This window comes from Vibrio sp. R11-SG3-ISO3-SZ (genome assembly GCF_059834345.1).
Genome location: NZ_JCBDGX010000140.1, coordinates 1 through 24042 on the forward strand (window position 1 = coordinate 1; position 24042 = coordinate 24042).

Annotated in this window: 18 protein-coding genes, 1 tRNA gene, 1 pseudogene and 1 riboswitch; of the genes and pseudogenes, 7 read left to right on the plus strand and 13 right to left on the minus strand. The window is 48.2% G+C overall.

The window, feature by feature from the left end:
• The coding region (locus tag AC6R1O_RS16210; protein ID WP_500657406.1) for a thiamine pyrophosphate-binding protein at positions 1–290 on the minus strand (290 nt) is incomplete at its 3' end.
• Complete coding sequence (locus AC6R1O_RS16215) at positions 291–1619, minus strand: isochorismate synthase (protein ID WP_500657407.1); 1329 nt, start codon at positions 1617–1619, stop codon at positions 291–293. It abuts the gene before it with no gap.
• 221 nt (positions 1620–1840) lie between these two features.
• On the opposite strand from AC6R1O_RS16215, the gene AC6R1O_RS16220 reads away from it, so the two are divergent.
• The 4 genes from AC6R1O_RS16220 to AC6R1O_RS16235 all read left to right on the plus strand — a co-directional run bounded on the left by AC6R1O_RS16220 (position 1841) and on the right by AC6R1O_RS16235 (position 7679).
• The gene (locus AC6R1O_RS16220; protein WP_500631687.1) at positions 1841–3055 is read left to right on the plus strand and encodes a pyridoxal phosphate-dependent aminotransferase; all 1215 of its coding nucleotides are present in this window, start codon (positions 1841–1843) and stop codon (positions 3053–3055) included.
• 113 nt (positions 3056–3168) lie between these two features.
• Positions 3169–3768 (plus strand): 5'-deoxynucleotidase, encoded by a 600-nt coding sequence (gene yfbR, locus AC6R1O_RS16225; protein ID WP_334550923.1) that lies wholly within the window; start codon positions 3169–3171, stop codon positions 3766–3768.
• A 59-nt stretch (positions 3769–3827) separates the two neighbouring features.
• The gene (locus tag AC6R1O_RS16230; RefSeq protein ID WP_500657408.1) at positions 3828–6323 is read left to right on the plus strand and encodes a bifunctional diguanylate cyclase/phosphodiesterase; all 2496 of its coding nucleotides are present in this window, start codon (positions 3828–3830) and stop codon (positions 6321–6323) included.
• 51 nt (positions 6324–6374) lie between these two features.
• Positions 6375–7679, plus strand: coding sequence for an anti-phage deoxyguanosine triphosphatase (locus tag AC6R1O_RS16235; protein WP_500657409.1), 1305 nt, complete (start codon positions 6375–6377; stop codon positions 7677–7679).
• Positions 7680–7693: 14 nt separating this feature from the next.
• On the opposite strand, the gene AC6R1O_RS16240 is transcribed toward AC6R1O_RS16235, so the two are convergent.
• Both AC6R1O_RS16240 and AC6R1O_RS16245 read right to left on the minus strand, forming a co-directional pair.
• Positions 7694–8710 carry an adenosine deaminase gene (locus tag AC6R1O_RS16240; RefSeq protein ID WP_500657410.1) on the minus strand — a complete coding sequence of 339 codons (1017 nt, stop codon included), beginning with the start codon at positions 8708–8710 and terminating at the stop codon, positions 7694–7696.
• A gap of 76 nt (positions 8711–8786) precedes the next feature.
• Positions 8787–8886, minus strand: a riboswitch (purine riboswitch).
• 77 nt (positions 8887–8963) lie between these two features.
• Positions 8964–9584: a tRNA-uridine aminocarboxypropyltransferase gene (locus tag AC6R1O_RS16245; RefSeq protein WP_500634101.1), complete on the minus strand. Its 621-nt coding sequence runs from the start codon at positions 9582–9584 to the stop codon at positions 8964–8966.
• On the opposite strand from AC6R1O_RS16245, the gene rrtA reads away from it, so the two are divergent.
• Entirely contained in the window at positions 9561–10169 is a 609-nt protein-coding gene (rrtA, locus tag AC6R1O_RS16250) for a rhombosortase (RefSeq protein WP_500657411.1), read from the plus strand. The two genes, AC6R1O_RS16245 and rrtA, sit on opposite strands and share 24 nt — an antisense overlap.
• Before the next feature lie 183 nt (positions 10170–10352).
• The gene (locus AC6R1O_RS16255) at positions 10353–11765 is read left to right on the plus strand and encodes a DEAD/DEAH box helicase (protein WP_500657412.1); all 1413 of its coding nucleotides are present in this window, start codon (positions 10353–10355) and stop codon (positions 11763–11765) included.
• Between the two features lie 39 nt (positions 11766–11804).
• On the opposite strand, the gene AC6R1O_RS16260 is transcribed toward AC6R1O_RS16255, so the two are convergent.
• From AC6R1O_RS16260 to AC6R1O_RS16295, 8 genes and pseudogenes are all read right to left on the minus strand, one after another.
• The gene (locus AC6R1O_RS16260; RefSeq protein ID WP_500657413.1) at positions 11805–12527 is read right to left on the minus strand and encodes a DUF429 domain-containing protein; all 723 of its coding nucleotides are present in this window, start codon (positions 12525–12527) and stop codon (positions 11805–11807) included.
• Between the two features lie 5 nt (positions 12528–12532).
• Positions 12533–14242 (minus strand): class I SAM-dependent methyltransferase, encoded by a 1710-nt coding sequence (locus AC6R1O_RS16265; protein WP_500657414.1) that lies wholly within the window; start codon positions 14240–14242, stop codon positions 12533–12535.
• Positions 14243–14380: 138 nt separating this feature from the next.
• Complete coding sequence (locus tag AC6R1O_RS16270) at positions 14381–14665, minus strand: 5-methylcytosine restriction system specificity protein McrC (protein WP_500634106.1); 285 nt, start codon at positions 14663–14665, stop codon at positions 14381–14383.
• Positions 14666–14770: 105 nt separating this feature from the next.
• Positions 14771–16735, minus strand: a complete 1965-nt coding sequence (locus tag AC6R1O_RS16275) for a hypothetical protein (protein ID WP_500634107.1) — start codon at positions 16733–16735, stop codon at positions 14771–14773.
• Positions 16735–17433, minus strand: coding sequence for a hypothetical protein (locus tag AC6R1O_RS16280; protein WP_500657415.1), 699 nt, complete (start codon positions 17431–17433; stop codon positions 16735–16737). The genes AC6R1O_RS16275 and AC6R1O_RS16280 overlap by 1 nt, the downstream gene beginning before the upstream one ends.
• A pseudogene (locus tag AC6R1O_RS16285) lies at positions 17378–18124 on the minus strand (IS3 family transposase); the annotation flags it as partial. The pseudogene AC6R1O_RS16285 and the gene AC6R1O_RS16280, both read right to left, overlap by 56 nt.
• 39 nt (positions 18125–18163) lie before the next feature.
• A protein-coding gene (locus AC6R1O_RS16290) for an IS3 family transposase (protein WP_500657373.1) occupies positions 18164–19341 on the minus strand; the annotation gives its coding sequence in 2 pieces (ribosomal slippage) (positions 18164–19074 and positions 19074–19341; 1179 coding nt in all).
• A 68-nt stretch (positions 19342–19409) separates the two neighbouring features.
• Positions 19410–22274, minus strand: coding sequence for a hypothetical protein (locus AC6R1O_RS16295; RefSeq protein ID WP_500657416.1), 2865 nt, complete (start codon positions 22272–22274; stop codon positions 19410–19412).
• 156 nt (positions 22275–22430) lie between these two features.
• Between AC6R1O_RS16295 and AC6R1O_RS16300 the strand changes: the two genes are divergently transcribed.
• On the plus strand, positions 22431–23315 hold the full coding sequence (locus tag AC6R1O_RS16300) for a BrxR family helix-turn-helix transcriptional regulator (protein WP_500634109.1): 885 nt from the start codon (positions 22431–22433) through the stop codon (positions 23313–23315).
• A gap of 545 nt (positions 23316–23860) precedes the next feature.
• Here AC6R1O_RS16300 and AC6R1O_RS16305 read toward each other — a convergent pair.
• Positions 23861–23948: transfer RNA gene (locus AC6R1O_RS16305), tRNA-Ser, on the minus strand.
• Positions 23949–24042: the final 94 nt, after the last annotated feature.

Below are 24042 nucleotides of genomic sequence, written 5' to 3' on the forward strand. Positions count from 1 at the left end.
TCAGCAACCGCAGGCACAAGATTGGCCACCGCCGTCCCAGAGGTGACGACAATAGCGACCGGTTGTTGACTGGCTTTGGCCAGCCCTAAAGCGAGAAAGCCTAAACCTCGCTCATCAAAATGGGTGTGCAGGGTAAAATGCGCATTGGCATGGGCTTCTAGGGTCAACGGCGTTGAACGCGAGCCAGGCGCGACACAGACGTGACGCACGCCAAATCGAGATAATTCTTCCAGTAAAACACGCGACCAAAGACGATTTGTCACCGCTTGTGTATGGGTTTGTGGGGGCATTTACGAAGCCACTCCTAATGATGAGCGTTGACAAAAAGGCGGTGATTGATGGCCAAACAGTGACAGTAGCGTCGACATTTTTTTGTCCAGCTCCTGCCACTCATGCTCAGCCACAGAGCCGGGCACAATCCCTGCCCCGGCAAAGAGCTGTACTGTCTCCCCCAAGACCAAAGCGCTGCGGATCGCCACGCAAAACTCGGCGCGTTGATGGCTAATAAAGCCCATAGAACCTGCGTACCAACCGCGCGCAAACGGCTCGTTTTGGCGAATAAAATCGATCGACGCCTGACGCGGCAAACCGGCGACCGCCGCCGTTGGCTGCAAAGCGCCAAGCAACTGCACACCGTTAATCCCCGAGTGCAGCGTGGCGTGAATGGTGCGCTTAAGGTGCTGCACTTTTCTTAGCCGAACCAAACGCGCCTCTTGCTCCACCTCAACATGGGAAGAAAACGGCGCGAGGCTTTGCACTATGTCATCCACCACGTACTGGTTTTCGTTGAGATTCTTGCTGTCATTGGCTAGCCAATTGGCGAGCGCCATATCTTGCGTCGCACTTTGCCCACGACCAATCGTGCCAGCTAAGGCTTCGGTGTGCAGCTCATTATCTTGGCGGGCATAGAGCCGCTCTGGCGTTGACCCTACGAAGCTGTGTTTGCTGTCTAGCGCCAACATAAAATGGAAGCTATGGTGATTTTGCTCGTGGCTGGATTTAAGCAGTTGCGCAGCGCTGATCGCGTGGTCTAGCGCCACATCGGTGCGCCTTGCGAGCACCACTTTTTTAAACTGATCGTTATCGATACCGTGCAACACTTTGTCGACCAAATCATGCCACTGCGGCTGCTCTGGGCTATGGGTCATGCTCTGAACGTTGGCACTTAAAGGCTTAAGCTTGGCCACCTCGCAACGCAATTTGTTTAGCGCCATCAAGGTGCGCGATTTGTCTGGGCTGAGGTTGACCGCCAAAGACCATTGATCATCAAGACGAATCAACTCCACTTGAGGTAAGAAGAAAAACGACGGCATGCAACGGCGATTTTTTTCATCGTCACCATCAAACGCTCGCCCTCCCCATACGCGCTGATCTGCCGATAAAATTGCGTAAGCGGGAGCCGGGTCAACGAAAGTATGCAACTGACCGAGCGCCACCACCTCTTCACGAGTATCGCGGGATTGCCAGTAAAATTTAGGGAAAAGCGGCTGAGCATCCAGCCAATCGATCATTGAACATTCTGGTTTGTCTTCAAGAGCTTGAACCAGACGGGCGGTGCCATCTTCTGCTTGCTTGACGCGTTCTATCAGTTCAGTGACTGCTTGATGGAAATGGGACAAATCAGCCTCGTATGCAAAGAGATCATTATTCAATTTTATACCGCTACTCTATTTATTGACCCTACTCAAATCAAGGATGCAAGCAATGTTTTGCGAATTCCTGTGATAATACGCGTGCTACAAGCTCACTAAATAGCCGCAATCATTCAGATTTTTATTCTAAATAACGTTGAATTGAGTTACTTTAATAAAGAAATTCAATTATTTTTAGGTTGCTGCCAATGCAAAATATCGGGATGTCGTCAAAACTCGACAATGTCTGCTATGACATTAGGGGTCCTGTACTGAAACATGCTAAGCGCATGGAGGAAGAAGGACACAAAATACTAAAGCTCAATATCGGCAACCCCGCCCCATTTGGCTTCGACGCGCCTGACGAAATCTTGGTCGATGTGATTCGTAACCTCCCAACATCACAAGGTTATTGCGATTCCAAAGGCATTTACTCGGCCCGTAAAGCGGTCGTGCAACATTACCAACGTAAAGGTATTCGCTCGCTTGATGTGGAAGACGTCTACATCGGTAACGGCGTGTCGGAACTGATCGTGATGGCGATGCAAGCGCTACTCAACAACGGCGAAGAGATGCTAGTGCCAGCACCGGACTACCCACTATGGACAGCGTCAGTCGCACTGTCAGGTGGTAAAGCGGTGCACTATCTGTGTGATGAGCAAGCCGATTGGTACCCCGATCTGGATGACATCAAGAAGAAAATCACGCCCAAAACCCGCGGGATTGTTTTGATCAACCCAAACAACCCAACCGGCGCGGTCTACAGCCGTGATTTCCTATTGGAAGTGATTGAAATTGCGCGCCAACACAAGTTGATCATTTTCGCCGATGAGATTTACGACAAAGTGCTCTACGATGGTGCGACGCACACCTCAGTTGCGACCTTGACTGAAGATGTGCTGGTGATGACCTTCAATGGTCTCTCTAAAGCCTACCGTGTGTGTGGTTTCCGTGGCGGCTGGATGTTTATGACCGGGCCAAAACACCTGGCGCAGGGCTACATCAACGGCCTGGACATGCTGGCGTCGATGCGTTTGTGTGCCAACGTGCCTATGCAGCATGCAATTCAAACCGCGCTCGGTGGCTATCAAAGTATCAATGAGTTGATCTTACCGGGTGGTCGATTGCTGGAGCAGCGCGACCGCGCTTGGGAGCTGATCAACCAAATCCCTGGCGTCTCTTGTGTCAAACCTAAGGGGGCGATGTACCTGTTCCCTAAAATTGATACCAAGATGTACAAGATCAAAGATGACCAAAAAATGGTGTTGGATTTTCTGATCCAAGAGAAGGTGCTACTGGTACAAGGCACTGGCTTCAACTGGCCCAAACCGGATCACTTCCGCATCGTGACATTGCCCCATGTTGAAGACTTGGAACTGGCCATTGGCCGCTTTGAGAAATTCCTCTCCGGGTACAGCCAGTAACGCGTCTCGGCGACATGGTGTAATCAGCGATTCGGCAATAGTAATCGCCGCCGAATTTTCTTATGCTAAGGACACGACCTCGTGTCCTTTTTTCATTTCTAGGAGGTAGAGAAATGTCATCCAATCAGCCCCAAGAAAGCCACTTTTTTGCCCATTTGGCCCGTATGAAACTCATTCAGCGCTGGCCCCTCATGCGCTCTGTGTCGACTGAAAACATCTCCGAGCACAGTTTGCAAGTCGCCTTTGTCGCCCACGCGCTGGCGCTTATCAAAAACAAGAAGTTTGGCGGCCAAGTCAACGCAGAACGTGTCGCGCTGCTCGGCATGTATCACGACACCAGTGAAGTACTGACGGGCGATTTACCCACTCCGGTGAAGTACTACAATCCTGAGATCGCCAAAGAGTACAAAAAAATCGAAGCGGCGGCCGAGAAGAAGTTGCTCTCCATGCTGCCGGAAGAGTTCCAAGAAGACTTCGCGCCTTACTTAGTTTCTCATCAAGCGCACAGTGACGATGCTGCCATCGTTAAGCAAGCCGACACCATCTGTGCCTATCTCAAATGTTTGGAAGAACTCAGTGCGGGCAACCATGAATACGCCTTGGCCAAAAAGCGCCTTGATGTGACGCTAAAAGAGCGCCATACCCCCGAAATGGAGTACTTCCTCAACACCTTCGCGCCGAGTTTTGAGCTCTCTCTCGATGAGATAAGCTAACTGGCAAGCTAGTACTTTCTGTCTACACTTAATCAAAAAGCCCTAAGGCGAGGTGTGTAGTGCAGGACGGTATCTCTAATGATAAAAAACTGCTGATGTTCATTCAGTATGTGCCGCTTACCTTAATGGTCACATTTGCGATTGTCATTGTGGCCTTAATCGTCAACGAAAATCGCTTTGCGCTCGAAAAAGACGTCAACTCCCTGCGCGACAACTTCTACACCACACAGCGCAAAAGCATCCAAAATCGCGTGACCAATATTGTCGATCAGATTGAGTTTGAGAAAAAACGCACCGAAGATCTGCTTCGCCGAGACATTAAACAGCGCGTTGAAGAAGCCCTCGCCATTGCACAAAACTTATATCGCCAGTATGAAGGCCAACCCGAAGAGACCATCAAAAAGGCGATCACCGAAGCGCTCAGGCCCATTCGATTCAATCAAGGGCGCGGGTATTTCTTTGTCTATCAGCTCGATGGTACCAATGTCATGCATCCGATTCTTCCCCAGTTAGAAGGAACGGACATGTGGGATCTTCAAGATGTCAATGGTTCGTACCTCACTCGAGACCTCTCCCGAATGGTCAGCAATCAACAGCGTGTCTACCACCGCTGGCACTGGAACAAGCCCAACGCTTTGGATCAAAAGTTCGACAAAATTGGCTATGTGGCGCTGTTTGAGCCCTACGATTGGTTTATTGGTACCGGTGAGTACGTGGTGGATGTCGAGCAAGATATCAAACAACGTTTGATTGAACGCATCTCAGATTATCGCTACGGCAACAACGACTACATTTTCATCATGGACAGCAAAGGGGCGATGCTCTCTCACCCCAACAAAGCGCTGCTCGGTGTTGAACGCTTAGACGCTACCGATAAAACCGGCTTTCAGTACATTCAAGCCATTGTCGATACCGCCCACCAAGGCAGTGGCTTTGTCCGTTACCACTCAAGCCAAACGCCGCTCGGTAGCGAAGATTCCTACAAGCTCAGCTATGTCACCTACTTGCCAGACTGGGATTGGATCGTCGGGACAGGCGTTTACCTCAAGCCCGTCGAAAAATTTCTCATAGATCGCGAGCAACAGATCACACAGAGCAATCAGCGAGAGCTCAATCAGGTCTTGCTGGCGAGCATTCTGGTCTGTGGCATTTTAGGTTTGCTCTCTTGGGTGGTCGGTAAACGTGTTGGGCTACGTTATCGCATCATGCAAAAGCAGATTTCTCGTGACTTTACCCAGTTGCAAGAGGCCAAAAGTGAGCTGCAACATCAAGCCCTGCACGACAGTTTAACCGAGTTGCCCAACCGCACCTTCTTGATTGAGTTTATTCAAGAGGCGATTCGCAATGCCAATCAAGAAACACCGCACACGGCGATCATGTTTGTCGACATTGATGACTTTAAAAAGGTCAACGACGCCTTTGGTCATTCTGTGGGTGATAAACTGCTGACCTATGTCGGCCATCAGTTTACCGAAATGCTCAATGATCACTCACTGGTGGCACGCTTTGGCGGCGATGAATTTGTGTTCTGCTTCCCACAACTGGGCTCAGTGCTCGATGCCGAAGAGATCGCCCATCAAATCCGCGATATTTTTAAACAAGAAATGGTGGTGGATGGCAAAGTGATCTCCACCAGTTGTAGTATCGGTGTCGCTATCTATCCGCAAGATGGCTTAAATCCGGAAGAGCTTATCACTCGCGCCGACACAGCGCTCTATACCTCAAAAGCCCGCCGAAAAGGGCGCGTATTGTTCTTTGATGAGTCAATTAACAAGCGTGTCCAGTACGAGCTGACTTTAGAAAAAGAGCTGAGAAATGCCATCAGGAATAATGAGCTCTATATGGTGTTCCAACCGCAGATCAACCTGCAATCTGGCCAGTTTGAATCGGTAGAGGCGCTTCTGCGTTGGCATAACCCTGAGCTTGGGCATGTGTCACCGATTGAGCTGATACGTAAAGCAGAAGAGATCGGTCTTATACATCAAATTGGCGAGTTTGTCATTCGCCATGCGTGTCAGCACATCATTGCGCACTTCCCCAATGGGCAGGATGCGCTGGGTCTTTCCATTAACATTTCGCCGAGCCAATTGATGGCGAAAAACTTCCTCGAACAGCTCACTCGTATTATTGATGAACAGCAGATCGACCGCAGCCGCATCACGGTTGAAATTACCGAGAACGTCCTGATTGATGACTTAGAAATGGTCACCCCAATCCTTAATCAAGTCAGAGAGAGCGGTTTTGCAGTCTCGTTGGATGACTTTGGTACTGGGTTCTCGTCTCTGAGTTACCTCTGCAATCTACCGATTAACGAGATCAAGATTGACCGCAGCTTCGTCGATAAAATGCTGGTCAACAAACAGAGTGATGCGCTGGTCAAAGCGATCATCGCCATCGGCAAAGCGCATAAGATGAAAGTCGTCGCCGAAGGGATAGAAACGCAAGAGCAAAGCCAGCAGTTGATCGAGTACGACTGCAATTTAGGTCAGGGGTATTTCTATGCTAAACCTCTGTCTATTGAGGATTTGATAAAGCAGATTGGCAATCCATCGTAAGCTAGGCATACTCGAGGTTTAAACACGTAACGTTCGAAAGGTGATGTGCTGATGGATTTCAACTTGGACCCGGCGTGGCTGATGCGCCACGACGATGAACATAAAATTCGCCGTGACGATCATCGCAGCCCATACCAGCGCGATCGAGCAAGAATCCTCCACTCTGCGGCGTTTCGTCGTTTGCAGGCCAAGACCCAAGTGCATGGCACCAGCTTTGATGATTTTCACCGCACCCGTCTCACTCATTCGCTTGAAGCCGCTCAGCTCGGCACAGGTATTGTCGCGCAAATCAAAAAGAAGCAGCCCGAGTTTCGTGACCTACTGCCTAGCGATAGCTTAATTGATTCGTTATGTTTGGCGCACGATATTGGCCACCCGCCTTATGGGCACGGCGGCGAGGTCGCCCTAAACTATATGATGCGCGACCACGGCGGCTTTGAAGGCAACGCGCAAACTTTTCGTATTGTTACCCAGCTCGAACCCTACACCGAGCATTTTGGTATGAACCTCGCGCGGCGCACTCTGCTTGGGTTGATGAAATACCCAGCGCCGCTTAGCCAAACTTGCTCCGCCGACACGCCACCGCCGGTCTCTCATCAACGGCGATTAAAAGCCAAAGAGTGGTCGCCTGCGAAAGGGTATTACGATTGTGACCAAGTCACCTTTGATTGGATGCTGCAGCCGCTCTCTCAAGCGGACAAAACGCGCTTTAGCGAGATGCGTGAAGCACCAAGCGGGCAAGGGCACCACAAAACGCGCTTTAAGTCGCTCGACTGCTCCATTATGGAACTGGCCGATGATATTGCCTACGGCGTACACGATCTGGAAGACGCCATAGTGCTTGGTCTGGTCACCCGTCATCAATGGATCGAGGGCGCGGCGAGCCAGTTGTCGGAATGCGGTGAGAGTTGGTTTGAGCAGCACATCGACTCCATCACTGAAATGCTGTTTGCCGGCACGCACTTTCAGCGCAAAGATGCCATTGGCGGTATGGTCAACGCCCTGCTGACCAGCGTCTCTATCAAGCCGGTGGATGCGCCATTCGATTGTGACTTATTGGCTTTCAATGCCTATTTAGAGCCACAAATGGCGCTAGCACTGGATATTCTCAAACGTTTTGTCAGCGACTATGTGATTCAAGTGCCCCACGTTCAGGTGGTCGAATATAAAGGCCAGCAGATCATTATGGATGTCTTTGAAGCGCTGAGCGCCGATCCAGAGCGATTGCTGCCGATCGAAGTTCGCCAACAGTGGACACAGAGCAAAGACGGCTATCGCGTGATAGCCGACTACATCTCCTCAATGACCGATGGCCACGCTCAGCGCCTGCACCAACAGCTGTTTTCGTCACATTAACGCGATTAGCTACGCTATGGCTGCCCAGCTTCCATATAGGCACTAAGCTGGGCATTCAGGCGCGCTTTTTCTTGCTGTGAAATGAAACTAGCTTCAATCGCATTGCGAGTGAACATGGCCAGTTCATCGCGGCTTAGTGCGTGGCTGGCGGCAACCGCAAGAAAGTTATCGCTCATGTAACCGCCAAAGTAACTGGGATCGTCAGAGTTGATCGTTACACAAAGCCCTTGGCGCAATAGGTCCACAATGTTGTGCTGCGCCATCTCATCAAAGACCTTTAACTTGATGTTTGATAGCGGGCAGACCGTCAACGGCACGCGCCATTGTGCAAGCGAAGCGACTAAGCTTGGATCGTCACTGCAACGCACTCCATGATCGATTCGCGCCACATGCAGCTTATCTAAACTGTTGGTGATGTTAGCCACAGGCCCCTCTTCGCCCGCGTGTGCCACGGTCAAAAAGCCCGCCTCACGCGCCTTGGCAAACAAGCGTTCAAACTTTTCTGGCGGGTGGCCAAGTTCTGAGGAATCGAGTCCTACGCCAACGATCTTCTCTTTAAACGGCATCGCTTCTTCAAGCGTGTCCATCGCGCTCTCTTCATCCAAATGACGAAGAAAGCACATGATCACTTGGCTAGTGATGCCGAGCTTTTGCTGGCCATCATCCAAAGCGCGCGTGATGCCGTTGATCACGGTAGAGAAGGCAATACCCCTCGCGGTGTGCGTTTGCGGGTCAAAAAAGATCTCAGTGTGCAGCACATTATCTTGCTCACAGCGCAGCAAGTAAGCCCACGTCAAATCGTAGAAATCTTGCTCTTCAATCAGCACATTGGCGCCTTGGTAGTAGATGTCTAAAAACGATTGAAGATTGGTAAACTGGTACGCTTGCTTGACCGCCTCAGGCGTCGCAAAGGGCAGATCTATCTGATTGCGCTTGGCCAGCTCAAACATCATCTCGGGCTCTAAGGTGCCTTCAATGTGCAGGTGGAGTTCAACTTTAGGTAGGTTTTGAATAAAAGCAGTATGATTCACGTTTGTCGCCTCTTAATGACACTTTCACAACAAACGCTTTTCCCTTGACGAATTTCAGACATACAAAGAGAAAAGCGACTTGCACTTATCTCTTCGTAATCTGGAATTTACGGCTCCAGGTAGAGACTCCCACACCGTATCAGTGGGATTATACGAAGCACCGCAGCGCCAATGATGGCTTTACGGTGAAAACGATTGCGTTAAGCATATACCGAGATAGAAGACTTTGCCAACCTTTGCTGCGGGGCAACCTTTAGCCTTGGTAGTTTTTCTCGAACACGCCTGGCGGCATTTGCGCAATCTGGAAATCGATCATCTTCTCAAACGCGGTAATAAGTGGGGTAAAATCCTGCCGAGGCTCAAGCAGACGCAAGATGTGATAGCCTGCCTCCACCGTCGATAAACTGTTGGCACTGGGCGATTTACGAATGCGATAGTTGCCCACCAGATCTGTGGGGAGCGCCACTTTAGGCAAAGCGTGTAAGTTGGTTGAGAGTTGCCACATTTTATAGGCTTTCTTCCATGTGCCATCCAATAGAATCACGCGCAGACGCACCTTAGGCTCAGCTTGCTGGAGGCGCGTTCTCACTTGCTCATAGCTCTGCGCACCTTCACCGGGAAACAGCACCCAATGCTCGACGTTGGGCTCGCTAAGCAAGGCGTTGAGCGCCTCATGCTCACTGAAATCTTCCCCGACGTAACAGCGACTGTTGGAGAGCGAGAGCGTCAAGATGCGCGCGGTGCCCATTGGTCGGTGGGTTTCCGCTTTATGTTGGAGTATGATGAGTTCCACATGAGAGGATAGCGGCACTATCCATTGGCATAGACACGCTTTGAGTGATTTCCCACATTGAGTACAGTACCGAAACGTCATTTCCGCTTAATTATCCTATTGGGGCTCATTAGCCTTGTGTGTGCCGTGTTACAAACTGAACCCGCCGCGACTTGGAGCGCTTGGCACCAGATCGATATCCAACAAGGTCAGTGGTGGCGGATCGTAACAGGAAACTTTACCCATACCAACCTTGCCCACCTTGTGATGAACCTCGCGGGTCTATGGGTGATTTGCTATCTATTCCGCCCTCGCCCCTTTGATCTTATTTTAGCCCTGTTTCTCTGTAGCCTTGGCGTCGGTTTACTTAACTTGACGACGACGATGCAAGGCTATGTTGGCCTCTCTGGCGTTTTACATGGACTGTTTGGCTACTTCGCCTTACGTGAATACTTACCAAGCAAGACCCATTTACCAAGGCGAAAAAGTAGCGGGCTGCTAGTGCTTGGCTTGCTGGCAAAAATTGCTTGGGAGCAAAGCATGGGCGCGCCAGAATCCACCAGCGCTCTGATTGAAGCACCTGTCGCCATTGATGCGCACCTCTTTGGCGCGGGTACCGGCTTGCTCTTGGCGCTTGTCATGCACTTACTCACGCAACAAAACAAAGACGCGATCACGCTAAAATAAGTCACGCTCAAATCAGCCACGGCCGCATCCGCCGTCTTACACTGCCCTCCTTGATGCCAGGCCTTTGTACCCTTTGTCTCAATAATTTTATTGATGTTCAGCGACAAAGGGCGCAGAATGGCCCACTTTTTCGCCCCCCGCATACACGCTGGGGCGTGGTTACATCACAACAGAGAACAACGTATGGGTTTTACCGATTTAGGTCTTTCTGCTCCGCTGCTTAAAGCCATTGATGAACAAGGCTACCGTGAGCCATCACCAATCCAGCAACAAGCCATTCCAGCGGTGCTTGCTGGTCAAGATGTCATGGCCGCAGCGCAGACAGGCACAGGTAAAACCGCAGGCTTTACACTGCCAATTCTAGAGCGCCTCGATAACGGCACGCGCGTCAAAGGCAATCACATTCGTGCGCTCGTCCTTACACCGACTCGTGAGTTGGCGGCGCAAGTGCAAGAAAACGTCTTCAAGTACAGCCGTTACCAACGCCTGACTTCGGGTGTGGTATTTGGCGGCGTCAAGATCAACCCGCAGATGATGAAGCTGCGCAAAGGGTTGGACGTATTGGTCGCCACGCCGGGTCGCTTGCTCGATCTTTACCAACAGAATACGGTGAAATTTGATCAACTGGAAGTACTGGTTCTCGATGAAGCAGACCGCATGCTGGATATGGGCTTTATTCGCGATATCCGCAAGATTTTGGCGCTGCTACCAGAAAAACGCCAGAACCTGCTCTTCTCAGCGACGTTCTCAGCGGAGATTCGTGACTTAGCAAAAGGCTTAGTGAACAACCCTGTTGAAGTGTCTGTCGCGCCTGCTAACTCGACCGCAACCACCATCGAGCAGTGCATCTACCCGGCCGACAAGCGCAAGAAAGCGCCGATGTTGGTCAAACTGATTCAAGATGGCGACTGGAAACAAGTTCTGGTGTTCTGCCGCACCAAACACGGTGCTAACCGCTTAGCGTATTACCTCAATGACCAAGGGATCACCGCAGCGCCAATTCACGGTAATAAAAGTCAAAGTGCGCGCACCAAAGCACTAGCGGATTTTAAATCTGGCGACGTTCGCGTCCTAGTGGCCACCGACATTGCGGCGCGCGGCATCGACATCCCACAGCTGCCTCAAGTGGTTAACTTTGAACTGCCGCATGTGGCCGAAGATTATGTTCACCGAATTGGCCGTACAGGTCGAGCTGGCGAAGTGGGCCGTGCGATCTCTTTGGTGGAAGCGGCAGAAGCGAGCGAGCTATTTGCCATCGAGCGATTGATTCAACAGCTGTTGCCACGCCTTGCCTTAGAAGGCTATGCGCCAGTCAACGTGCTGCCAGAATCGAAACTCGACACACGCCCGATTAAGCCAAAGAAACCAAAAAAGCCGAAGAAACCGAAAACGGAACACACCGACGGACAACGCTCAGCAGACAACGCACGTGGCCACAAACCGGCCAGCAAAAACAAGCGTCACTTCGGCCCAAAATCGGCGAACGGTGAAAACCGTGGTGGTAAACCCGCGGGAAAAAGCGGCAACGGTGCAAGAAAGCCAAACCGTTCAGGTAACCGTCCAAACAAGCCATCCAACACTCAAAAAGCGCAGTAAACTGGCGTTAAACGGATGACGCCGATGTGAAACGGGTACTCAGCTCACATCGGCGCTCGGTAGATAGACAATCTCACGCGGCAAGCCAGATTCTAAATCGCTGGCAGGGTTTGGTACGCTCACCCACTCTTCTGGTCGCATCGCAATACACATCAGAACAAACGCATCGAGAATGTCATCTTTCTCCGCCACTTTACGCGGTACGCTCGCCAGCGCTGAATTGAGCACCGCCATCCAATCTGGGGCTATGTGATTTAGCAGCGCTAACCGCTCTTGATGCCCCTCAATACACTTTTTATTCCACGCCATCGGTTGACCAGATAGCCCCGCAAAGGCCAGCTCAGGATGCGCTTCACGTACAGACAGTGACGCACTGTGCCGAGATCGGACAAAGGCATCCAATTCACGCATTTTAGGGACAATGCCCCAGGTTTGTTTCGAGAACTTTTTGCCCAACCGCGCCACATTTTGCTCGCTGGCGCGCTCGTAACTCTCACTGTAGACCGCCTCACGACAAGGCACGGAAAACACCGACGCACGGCGCCCTTTGAGCAACGCCCTCGCGGCCTTATCACATAACCTATCTGGCTGATCTGGGGTGCTAAAACCGATTGGCATATCCACCAGCCACACTCCAGTGCCCCCAATCTGCGCCGCCAGCGCGTCCAAACTTTCTTCAATCACGATTTTAGGCCGTGCATTTTCTGTCACTACCCAAGCCAACCAGCCTGCTTTGCAGCCATCAATTCCGGTGTAAGTCATGGTGGTTACCACTCAGAGACAAGTAAGCGGCTTTTGACCCCTCTCACTTGAAGCCCCATCGCTTCAAATACCGCCTCAAAGTCGGTACACGCGGCGGGTAAATTGGGCAGCGATAATGCGGCTTCAGTGAAAAAACGGCGCTGGCGATGTGCATCATTTCCCCACGCAACATTCCACCAATCTAGGATTCGCACTCTCGAGTCATACAGGCGTTTAACTGTTGGCAGTCGGTCACTCTTTTTCAGGTTTTCCGCTGATGTCGTCGGCAATAAGTTCCACTTATCATTGTTTGGCCAGTACGCAAAAGGCAAGCAATGATCAACGTGATACGCATCTGCGAGCGGCTTACCGCTCCACACACTGACAATCTCCGTCCCTTGACCTTTGAGCTCCTCAACTCTTTGTCGTACATCACGCGTGTCATGCGCAGCATCAATCCAGACCAAACAATTATGGTAGGTATGTAGCGCTATATCACGCTGGCGATTTAACTCGAATCGCTGCATCTCTTTGACCCATTGATTGACGACTAAAGGCTCAATCCATGAGTGATACAAGCGAAAACACTCCCACAAACTTTCATCAAGCACAAACTCACCGTAACTTGCGAAAAACGCGCCATCCAATACCACTGAGTCTTGACGCTTGCGACGAGAGGACGGTGAGCATAACTCAAACAAGCGATTGTCTTTACTGCCTTGATAAATAAAGGTTACGGGACCTGATTTGATGGTCGCCAGTGTGTGAGAGAAGAGCTTTTGGATGGCTTTGGCGTCATCACCCATAAAGAGCGCACCAATGGCAAAATCATCCGCCGCTAGATGGTTGAGTTGGTGCCACCCATCTTCTTTTACAAAACCCAGACCTTTACTACTATTGGAGTTTTGTTGAATCCCCATGCCTTGGATATCGACATCAATGAGTCGCTTAAACTGCCTGACCCAGTAGAGCGCGACTAAGCCGGCTGGTAGCGTTATCTTGCCATCGGCTCTCTCCATCACTGCGCCGGGATGAGCATCAGCAATGCGTAAAAGTGTGCGCAACAAAGCCAATTTGTAGGTGGCCGATTTACTGTCATTGATCACAATACGGCGAACGGTGTTGAGACTTCCAGAACGATCATCGGGTAGGGACAGCACAACGGTTTGCCAATGCACACCGCTGCGTTGAAGAGAATCATCGCTATCAGTGACCAACTCCATTTGTAGCGCACGTTCGTTTGCGTAGCGCTTAATTTCGTCCACCGAAACGGGAAAGCTGTGGCGCCCATCATCGAACTCACCATGACGTAAACTGATCACAAGCTTGCCATTGGGAGCAAGAAGATATGAGAGTTTCCTAAACGCGCGCTCCCGTTTACTACTCGGTATATGCATCCATACTGCACTAACTAAGATCAGGTCAAAACGCATGCCTAGGGTGAGCGTGTTCCCTAGCCCTGGGAGTGAATCTTTCAGCCAAGTGACATTCGGGCCCGTGCTGTGTTTGCCAATATCTCGCAGCAAGTCACTCGGCTCTACAGCGATCACCTCACACCCTTGTGCACTACACCACTTTGCATCTCGCCCAGAACCGGCCCCCACATCAAGCACAGACGCGCCCGCACTCGGCCAATAAGCCCGCCAAGACTGGTGGACAGACTCAAACGACACTGAGTTGTATTGCTTCGCTAGCACATCTGCGTGCGCATCATAAAAAGAGGTGGTCTGGAACATAATAGGCGCCGATCATCATTCTGAAATCATGATATACAGCTCAATTGCATATGGCGATAAAGTCTTAGAAATGGGTTAGGTTTGGTGATTTATGTCACATTAATCCAGCAAACTTTTAATCCGGCGTACCATCTCCAATCATTGTCGCCATTCAGTAGAACCCTTAACACCCGATAGCTCACATTCGTCATCCACGAGTTCATAAGGGATAACCTTAACCGCGAGGTTTTCATCAAATCGAAATGGCGGTAGAGACTCTTTAGAGTGATCGTATGCTGGGTAGATCAGATATACCACGCTTACCCCGCCTAAATAATTTTGGCCATAAGCAAGCATTTGATACATGTCAGATTGACTACTACCGTACTTTTGCTTTGCTGTGGCTTGCTGTTCGTCAATTCGTTTCCACTTAGTATCAGCCACATCAAGTATACACTACCACTTACACATACTTTCGATACAATCACACTTAGAATGTCAACATGTACCTGACTTTAAAGACAATTATATTAAAACTAAAGATCACCATTATCTCGCTTCCGTCGAATTCTCTATACACTGAGACAAATACTTAAATGGAAATGGCCGCACCGTAGCAAGCTTATTGCGAATGTAGTAGCTCTTGGTTAGCTCCAGACAACGCCTCTTCAGGTACTCTGGGCCTTCCAGATGGCGTACGTGGTTGAACTGACCACGGCTAAACTTAAAACCACCTTTCTCGCTACCCACAAAGTACGCTGAATGCTCAGCATCATAAAAATGGCCGGTGAGGGCTTCCAGGTACTCGTTATGTTCCCCCTTTAACGAGTAATTGAACATGATCCCTGTTTGTTCAAAGTAATCATTGATCAGTGCTTGTTCAGCGTTTGAGCGATAGCCGACCTTGGCCAACTTTAAATCTTCTTTGTAGAAATCCCGCTTTTGAGGGCTCCTTTCCAGCATCAATCTGAGCTTGTCTACAATCGAGTCAGCAGAGTCGCCAAGAGAAGATAGATACCCCTCGATGAACACTCTACTCATACCCTGATGGTCACTCTTTTCCAGGTGACGAAGTACGTTGAATAAGTTTTCAGCATCAGGAATAACCGCTATATCTTCGTGCACTATGGTGCACACCTGAGGTTCATCACTGGACATATCAATCACATACTGTAGCTTTTCAAACCACCGTTTTTTTTCTGGTAACTGAATCCCAAGCTCATCAAAATAAAACTCGTCATGCGTTTCGTACTTAAACTCGCCACCTTCACACTTAAGAATGTGGTACACAGGATCTTGGTACTTCTCTTCCTTGAGCTCAACAAACCAAAAGTTCTCTACAAAATCCTGAATCATGAAATGGCCCAGCACACACTCTCGTTTAATAGCCAGTTCCTTCACCCAGGTATCAATTAAAGGCTGAAGCTCCGTTTGATTCTTGTTTGCACGCTGCGAGATGATCGTCGAGTTGTAAACACTCTGCACGACTGTTCCAGCAGAATAGAAGCTCTGCTTAGGATCATCCTGGCCAACTTCTTCGTATTCTTTAGCCGAATCCAGCACAACCAATGTAGGCTTTGCTTTGTCATAATTTTGCGCCTCAACAAACTCAACCATAACCGGCCACGTCTCTGCTTGAAGCCTTTGATATCCCTTGCTGCTCATTGAAGCATTGATGACTTGGATTCCACCAGCTGTATCAATTGCCTGATAAATTTTCTGATATATCTTCTCTATATCTTTCTTTTTGTAATGTTCACGCCAGTCCGCTTCTATAGGCTTGAGCTCTATTCGAAGAACATCAGCAAAACACCGATTCATCAGTTCGACAAATTGATAAATCGCACCCGTTTTCGTTTTTTGTAGTGAGATAGCTTTTTGACCGGTGATGTCGATAGCATTAGTTGTGAACTTCTTTTTACCCGGACTATAAATCATCAGGTTACCCTTTGGATTTCTGCGCAGAATGCCGGTAGCGTTATCAAACTCGAACTTCGGTGCTTTCTCTATTTTATGCTTTTGCTTGTAAACTGTTTCAAGTGGGGAAAAGGTCACCCCGTCTATATCTACAAACAAAGAGCCAAATCGCACGCTTTCTCTCAGGTCAAATTTCAAACATTTATATACGGTATGTTCATAAAACTTATCCGGTTCAACGAACAAATACGTTTCACCTAAACCAGAAAAGAACTCACCAGATGCAGCCTTACCCAAGGCTCTAATTAACAGTCGTCCCAACAATAATGCGTCGCAGTCTTCAAACCTGACCTGTTCAAAGGAAATGTCCGGCGAAGTTGAGTTAACCTTATTTTTCTTATCTACAAGTATCCAGTGGTGGTATGAGTGACGTATAAGTGCTTTAGGAGCAGCTTCTTTATCGACCAAACTAAGTTGCGCGGAATAGTTTTGCTTCTCTGACGTTTTAGCTAAGGAGACCTTGTACAGCAAATAGTTCCTGTCAAGACCTTTGAAATCGAATGTTAGGTCAATCATGGTAGTAAAACTGCGGCTCATCACTCTGTCTCCTTATATGACTCCAAGATTCCGAGCAAGCGTGCCATTGGTGGTACATTGCTCGAACCCGTACTCTTATCAATAATGCCCGGGACCTCAATTACATCAGCGTCGGAACAACTCGCATGCTCCAGGCCCTCCCCTTCATCGACAGAGAACCTTCTAGACACTACACTTCCATCACCTTCGTATATTGTGTTGATATACAGCGCCTGTATACGTTTATCGCCAAACGCATCGGGGATGTTTTTTCTTAGCTTTGATAGCTTGCTTTGACATTTTTCCAGAGTATTGTCGTGCACCAAACATCCAATGCTTAGATCCCAGTGCTTAGCATCCACCACCAGTATTCTTTCACCAACTTCCAGGTATCCATCAAACCATTCCGCACAACCCTCAGGCATAGGCTGAAGCTGGTACTCATGACGAGCGAGAATCGCTTTTATAGCTTCTTCACCAATCGCTCCCATATAAAGATCAAACATCGCTGGTGCGAGCACATATTTCCCCTGGACAAATGAACAGGCAAAGCCTTCATCTTCAAAATGCTTCGCTACTGCTGGATTGTTCAGCAACAATGGCAGGCGCGCCGAAACTTCCGAGACCTCTCTTGTACCAGATGCATCTACCGGGTTGTAGTGGTCAACTAAAACTGGCCACGGTTTTAGAGTTTTCCCAATACAGTCGCTCTGACTCATTGGGTGTTAGGCCACCATTATATTGATGTGGCCTGAGTTGGCTGTAGTAGCCCGTGATGTAACGAGTTATATGCTGTCTTGCTTCGCTAAAACTCCGATAACCCGACACTGGTATCCATTCTATCTTTAGACTTCTGAAGAACCGCTCCATCGGGCTATTGTCCCAACAATTACCTCGCCTGGATAAGCTTTGCTTGATTTGATAACGCCACAACATTTGCCGATAAGAACGACTGGTGTAATGACTTCCTTGGTCGCTGTGGAACATCACGCCTTTGGGCTTATCTCGAGATTCAAACGCCATAGAGAGTGCCTTACCTGTCAACGTACTATCAGGCGATACTGACATCGCCCAACCAATTGGCTTTCTCGCGAACAGGTCGATGACAACAGCAACATACATCCAGCGCTGTCCCGTCCAGACATACGTCACATCACCGACCCAGACTTGGTTGGGAGCGGTAACAGCAAATTGTCGAGACAGATGGTTTGGGATCTCTACGTGTTCTTGTGATGCCTTTCGATATCGGTGCTTCGGTGTTTGGCAGCTTACCAGCCCTAATAATTTCATCATCTTAGAAGCTCGATAACGTGTCAGTTTTACACCTTGAGCCGTCACCATGTCGGCAATGCTTCTCGCACCCGCAGAGCCGTTGCTTGCCGTATGAACTTCTTTAATAAGACTCTTGAGTTTCACCAACTCTGGAGAAACATGTTTAGGGTGTAGTGGTCAACTAAAACTGGCCACGGTTTTAGAGTTTTCCCAATACAGTCGCTCTGACTCATTGGGTGTTAGGCCACCATTATATTGATGTGGCCTGAGTTGGCTGTAGTAGCCCGTGATGTAACGAGTTATATGCTGTCTTGCTTCGCTAAAACTCCGATAACCCGACACTGGTATCCATTCTATCTTTAGACTTCTGAAGAACCGCTCCATCGGGCTATTGTCCCAACAATTACCTCGCCTGGATAAGCTTTGCTTGATTTGATAACGCCACAACATTTGCCGATAAGAACGACTGGTGTAATGACTTCCTTGGTCGCTGTGGAACATCACGCCTTTGGGCTTATCTCGAGATTCAAACGCCATAGAGAGTGCCTTACCTGTCAACGTACTATCAGGCGATACTGACATCGCCCAACCAATTGGCTTTCTCGCGAACAGGTCGATGACAACAGCAACATACATCCAGCGCTGTCCCGTCCAGACATACGTCACATCACCGACCCAGACTTGGTTGGGAGCGGTAACAGCAAATTGTCGAGACAGATGGTTTGGGATCTCTACGTGTTCTTGTGATGCCTTTCGATATCGGTGCTTCGGTGTTTGGCAGCTTACCAGCCCTAATAATTTCATCATCTTAGAAGCTCGATAACGTGTCAGTTTTACACCTTGAGCCGTCACCATGTCGGCAATGCTTCTCGCACCCGCAGAGCCGTTGCTTGCCGTATGAACTTCTTTAATAAGACTCTTGAGTTTCACCAACTCTGGAGAAACATGTTTAGGGCGACAACGCCAGTATTTGTAACTGCTGCGGTGGACACTGAACACATGACATAAGGTGGTAACGCTAAAGCTCTGCCTGAGTTTCTCGATTATCGAGAGTTGTTCAGTGAGTCCGACATCAAGAGAGCTGTAGCCTTTTTTAATATTTCATTGTGCTCTTCAAGGCGAGCAAGTTTCTTCTTCAGCTCTCGTATCTCAATTTGCTCTGGTGTCATAGGTGAGGCTTGAGGAGCCACTCCCTTTCTTTCTTGCTTGAGCTGCCTTACCCACTTATCCATTGTCGATTTACCCACCCCCATGGCTTTGGCGGCTTCAACAACGGTGTAGTTTTGGTCGAGAACAAGTTGCGCTGCTTCGAGTTTGAACTCCGCACTGAAAGTGCGTCTGGTACGCTTGGTCATAGTTTCACCTGTCATGCTATGAGGTGTATCTTAACACCTCTAATCAGGTGGCCAAATTCACCGTACCACTACAGGTCGATGAACATTTCCGTAATACCTTTCTCGTGCGAGAACTCAACCTGATAGTGATACTTGCCCAGGCTTGCATCTAGCTCAATGTAATAGCGCATCTCCTCACCATCAGGTGCACTATCCATCGCTGGTTTCCTCATCATCCACTGCCGCAGCCTTTCATATTGGCCTATTGCACTAGGGTTCTGGTGCTCATAGACACTGGTGATCAATCGCTGTATATGTGCGTAATTTCTTGCAGCTTTCGGGTGATAAGCTGAACGCAGCTTTTCTTCTACAGCAACTCGCAGCTGCTTTTTCACTTCTACAATCAGCTCTCGATACTCAATAGACAAGTACGAGAGGTCGCGGCTATCCATTGCCAGAGCTTCAACAAAGTCATCCTGAGCATCAAACATTATGGAGATCTCTTCCTGCTTCCACTCAGTACGACACATACGCCCTAATGCTTGCTCAACAAAACGGTACACTGCGTAGCGATAGTCTTCACTGCCTTTATAAGTCGCAATCATTTTACCGACAGCTCTGCCATTGACCTTTGAGGAGATAAACCATTTCAGTTGGCCTTTTACATCATTAGCCACGACAATGCCCTGTTCATGCAACATTAGCGCATCATGGATGTTCTTTTTAATCGCCAGATCTCGCTCATTTCTGAGCATAGAGTCGTAGATGTGACTACCAATTAAGCTCTTAGGTTGCTCAAGGTAGATAGAGTCTATATCAGTTTTGTTCTGTATAGGCTTACTGCCCTCAGAGCCGATGTATATCAAGTTATGCGTTTGTGCTATAGCGTACGAAGGTGAGAGCCCTGCCCCTGTGGCCTGATAGTTGGTGATGACAACCACCTTATTAGATGTAGTTTCGAGTTGTTCAAGCACAGACTGAAATTCATCGGTTCTGAACGATGCCGCATTGATGTTTTCGAAAATGCTGACACCGAACTTATCTCCGACAAATGCCATAAATTCAAAAAACTCTTTCGTTTTATAACTTTTGTTAAGCATGCAGAAGTGATATCGGTTATCTCGGTGTACTGAGAACAGTCGGATGGATTCAAGTAACTTATTTACCCTTTTTAGCCCAAATGGCAGGCTTTCCGGTTTATCAATGCCCAACATCTCGCATAGTTGCATTTCCAGAATCTGAGGCATCAGAGCACTACCTTTGAACTCTTGGTAAAGCTTCTCAACACCGCCCCAAGCAACTCGTTCTGAGATGCTCTGTACCGCTATCTGAACACCATTTTCCTTATAACGACGCTTTGCGTAATACTCTGCCTGTATCGCCTTTTTCTGCTCGTCATTAAGCACAATGAATCGCGTTGATAGTACATCTCGTAGATACTTTAGATCGAAATTATGAATCGCAGTCGCACTGGTCGCAGTTGCACTGATACCCAGAACCTTTGCTCCAGCTAAAACCCAGTGAGCCAACAAGCCTGATGATGTCAAAGCTAAATCGAAGGTTGATGCAACTACGGTATCATCGGTCTCACTGTACCTAGAGATATTAGCTATCTCATACCCACTGTCGTGAAAACTATAAGATTTATATTCACTTTCTACCTTGAAGCTTAACCTTGCAGAAATTAGTGACATGATACTTTTCGTGAGCTCCGCAAGCCCAAGGTTATTGAGGATCTTTTCTACCAGGTTTTCCGTTGTATAGGTGGTTAAATCCCCGAGACCTTCCAGGTTGTTTTTTAGCTTGAGAATAGCGCCCAGCATTCCATTGCAGAATGTTCGCACAAGTTGAGCACCATTGTTTACAAACTGAATCGCACTCTCATCACCTCCGGGACCAATTTCATGGCTACCTTCTAAATGGTTAGTTTTAGACCTAAGATCTTCATGCTTGAAGTTGATGGCATGAATGGACATCCTGTCAGACAGTAGGGTAAATATTCTGCTTTGGTTTTCACTACCTTCTAGAATCGTAGCGTTGGAGATATACGGTCTATATTGAACCTTCCATTTGCTTTTGAAGTCCTTTAAAGCAGCACGGAATTTATCAAAGCTTTTATCTACGCCCATAAATTCAGGAGCCCCACGGACTTTAAAGCTATCAAAGCTTGCATAAAATTTTCGTGTCAAGGCGATAATGTCATAATCAGATACAGTATTGATGAGATGCGTCAAAAACTCACCCTGCTGTCGATCAAACTCGTCCAAGATGAGCAAAGAGCTGTCCAGGAAGTCACTGACTCGGTAAGTACTGTGGATGCCATGCCAGGGATAAAGTAGCTTAGACGTAGTCATAAACAGCACTTGCGTTGTACCTTTTCGTATTCTTCTGGCCGGGAATATTTTGTCTAGTACTGTTTCTAGCTCATAGCTCCAATTCCCTTTCTTTCTCAGATACTCTCTTACCAGAGAGAAAATGGCGCCATAACGGCTACGTAGTTCTTCATCAAACGTATTTGAGTTTGTACCCGCCTTAGCTTGCTCCAACAGGTTGATCCTATCTAAAGCTGTTTTTATCTCCCGACGTTCACGCACTTCCAAAGCTTCATAGATTAACGCCCAATCACTATCAGATAACTCGGTGATACAGGTATCTTGTGCTGGTATCAGAATTACATTCTCTTTGAGCTGCTTTTTTTGCAGCTCGGAAATAGAGCTATTGCTTTGTATTCGATTCAGCAGATCTTCGTATGCCTCTTTAACATTAACGCGCAAGTTCGTCGCATAAATTAGTGTTTTTCCTGAATCGATAACGAGGTGTTGCAGTTGCAATTCCGTTGCTTGATAGGTTTTTCCTAGCCCGGTTTGTGCATCAACTAAAGCCAGGAAGCCTTCATCAAACATACAAGCCTCTGGTCCGGCTATCTCTAAATAGGTTTTAAGCAACGCACTCATAATCACCTCTAAGCAATTGAATCAGTTATATTTCACGACAATTACCATTACTGAACTTTCAAGCAATTCTCTACATAATTCGATCCTACACTAGAATCATTTGCATCGTTAGAGTAAATTAGTACAGTAAATTTTGATACTCAGGTGCAAAATGATATGGATACAGTTCAAGAAAAACGACTCCGACTAATAGACTTCTATCTGATGTTCTATGGCAAGGTAAATCGTGCTGACTTAATGAAGCATGGAGAAATCTCTATTGCTACCTCTAGCCGTGCATTCAATCAGTACCGGGAAAAGTTTGAAGATAATATTCAATTTGACGTGGGGAGACGCTGCTATGTCCGAACGCCTAATTTTCAACCCAAGTTCAAACATGATGCTTTTGCGGCCTTGAGGTTATTTGCTTGGGGTATAGAAGAAACTCTGCTCGAAACCGCTACATATGGAGTGCAGAACTCTGCCAGAATAATTGAAAACATATCAGACGAAATTCTGTCCCACATAACCAGGGCGATTGTAGCTAAACAACCCTTAGCAGTTGAATACAACTCCTCAAAGGGCAAGAAACCTCGCATCTATTCTCCACACTCTGTTTTTTTCGGCTTAGGTGCATGGCATGTCAGAGGGTGGGACTCTGAAGCGAATGACAGCAAAGGTGGTGGGCGCTCATTTCGAGTCAGTCGATTTGTCTCTGCAGAACCAGCTCATACCTCTGAGTATATTCCCCCAGAAAAAGACAAAGAGTGGCAAACTATTGTCACCCTAAGTGTTGCTCCTCATACCCGGCATGGAAACATCAAGAACCTAGCATGGGAGCTAGAGATGGAAGGAAAACCGATCCGAAACATCGAGACTAACGCAGCCTTAGCTGGCTATGTGCTCAACGAGCTAAGAGTAGACTGTTCGAACGACGCACTCCTCCCTCCTAAGGTGTTTGGGTTACAGCTTATGAACAGGCATGAGGTTGAAGAAATTGAATCTATACAGACGCTTGGGCCCGGCTTTTCACAAGTAAGAACAACTAGAGAGAAAGCGTAACTTTTTCCTCATAGTAGTTACGCTACACGTCTGGCTGGGTCTCTTTCCACTTTTCAATGTGAGCCTGTCTAACGCTGTCTAGAGTCTTTGAAAATGAAAGGCAATGGACAAAACCATTCCAACAGTTGCGATATTCTGTCTGACTTTTTGCACTCAAATCTTTAAGAAAGTCCACTATATCAATGGAAGATAATAACAAGTTCTGTTTCTTCTGCTTCCCTGAAAAGTCACTGTAGATGGATTTTATTTCATCAATGGTAGGATTTGGAAGCTGAAGGAGTCGACTTGCCAGGTCGGAGGCAAACCGAACAGCCGTCAAAAAGTCTCTCATTTTCCGTGAAAGTTTAGGCTGGTGGTGCTTACCATTGGCGAGAATATTCCAGCGAAACGAGTAGATGCCTGCTCTGCTGCGAACAAGATAGGTGCATTGTCGGGATGTATAATTTGGTAATGTAGCTGTCATTGTCTGCTATTTTGTACCTTTAGGTTGATAGCACACAGCCCTAACACGAAAAAAGGCCTGATAAATCAGACCTTTAAGAATGTGGCGGTGAGTGAGAGATTCGAACTCTCGATACGTTGCCGTATACACACTTTCCAGGCGTGCTCCTTCAGCCACTCGGACAACTCACCGAATCAAATTGTGGTTGGTGTTGCTCACCAACGAGGCGCTAATTTAATGATTCTATTACCTTAGGTCAAGACCCATTCCCAAAAAAAGCCAAGT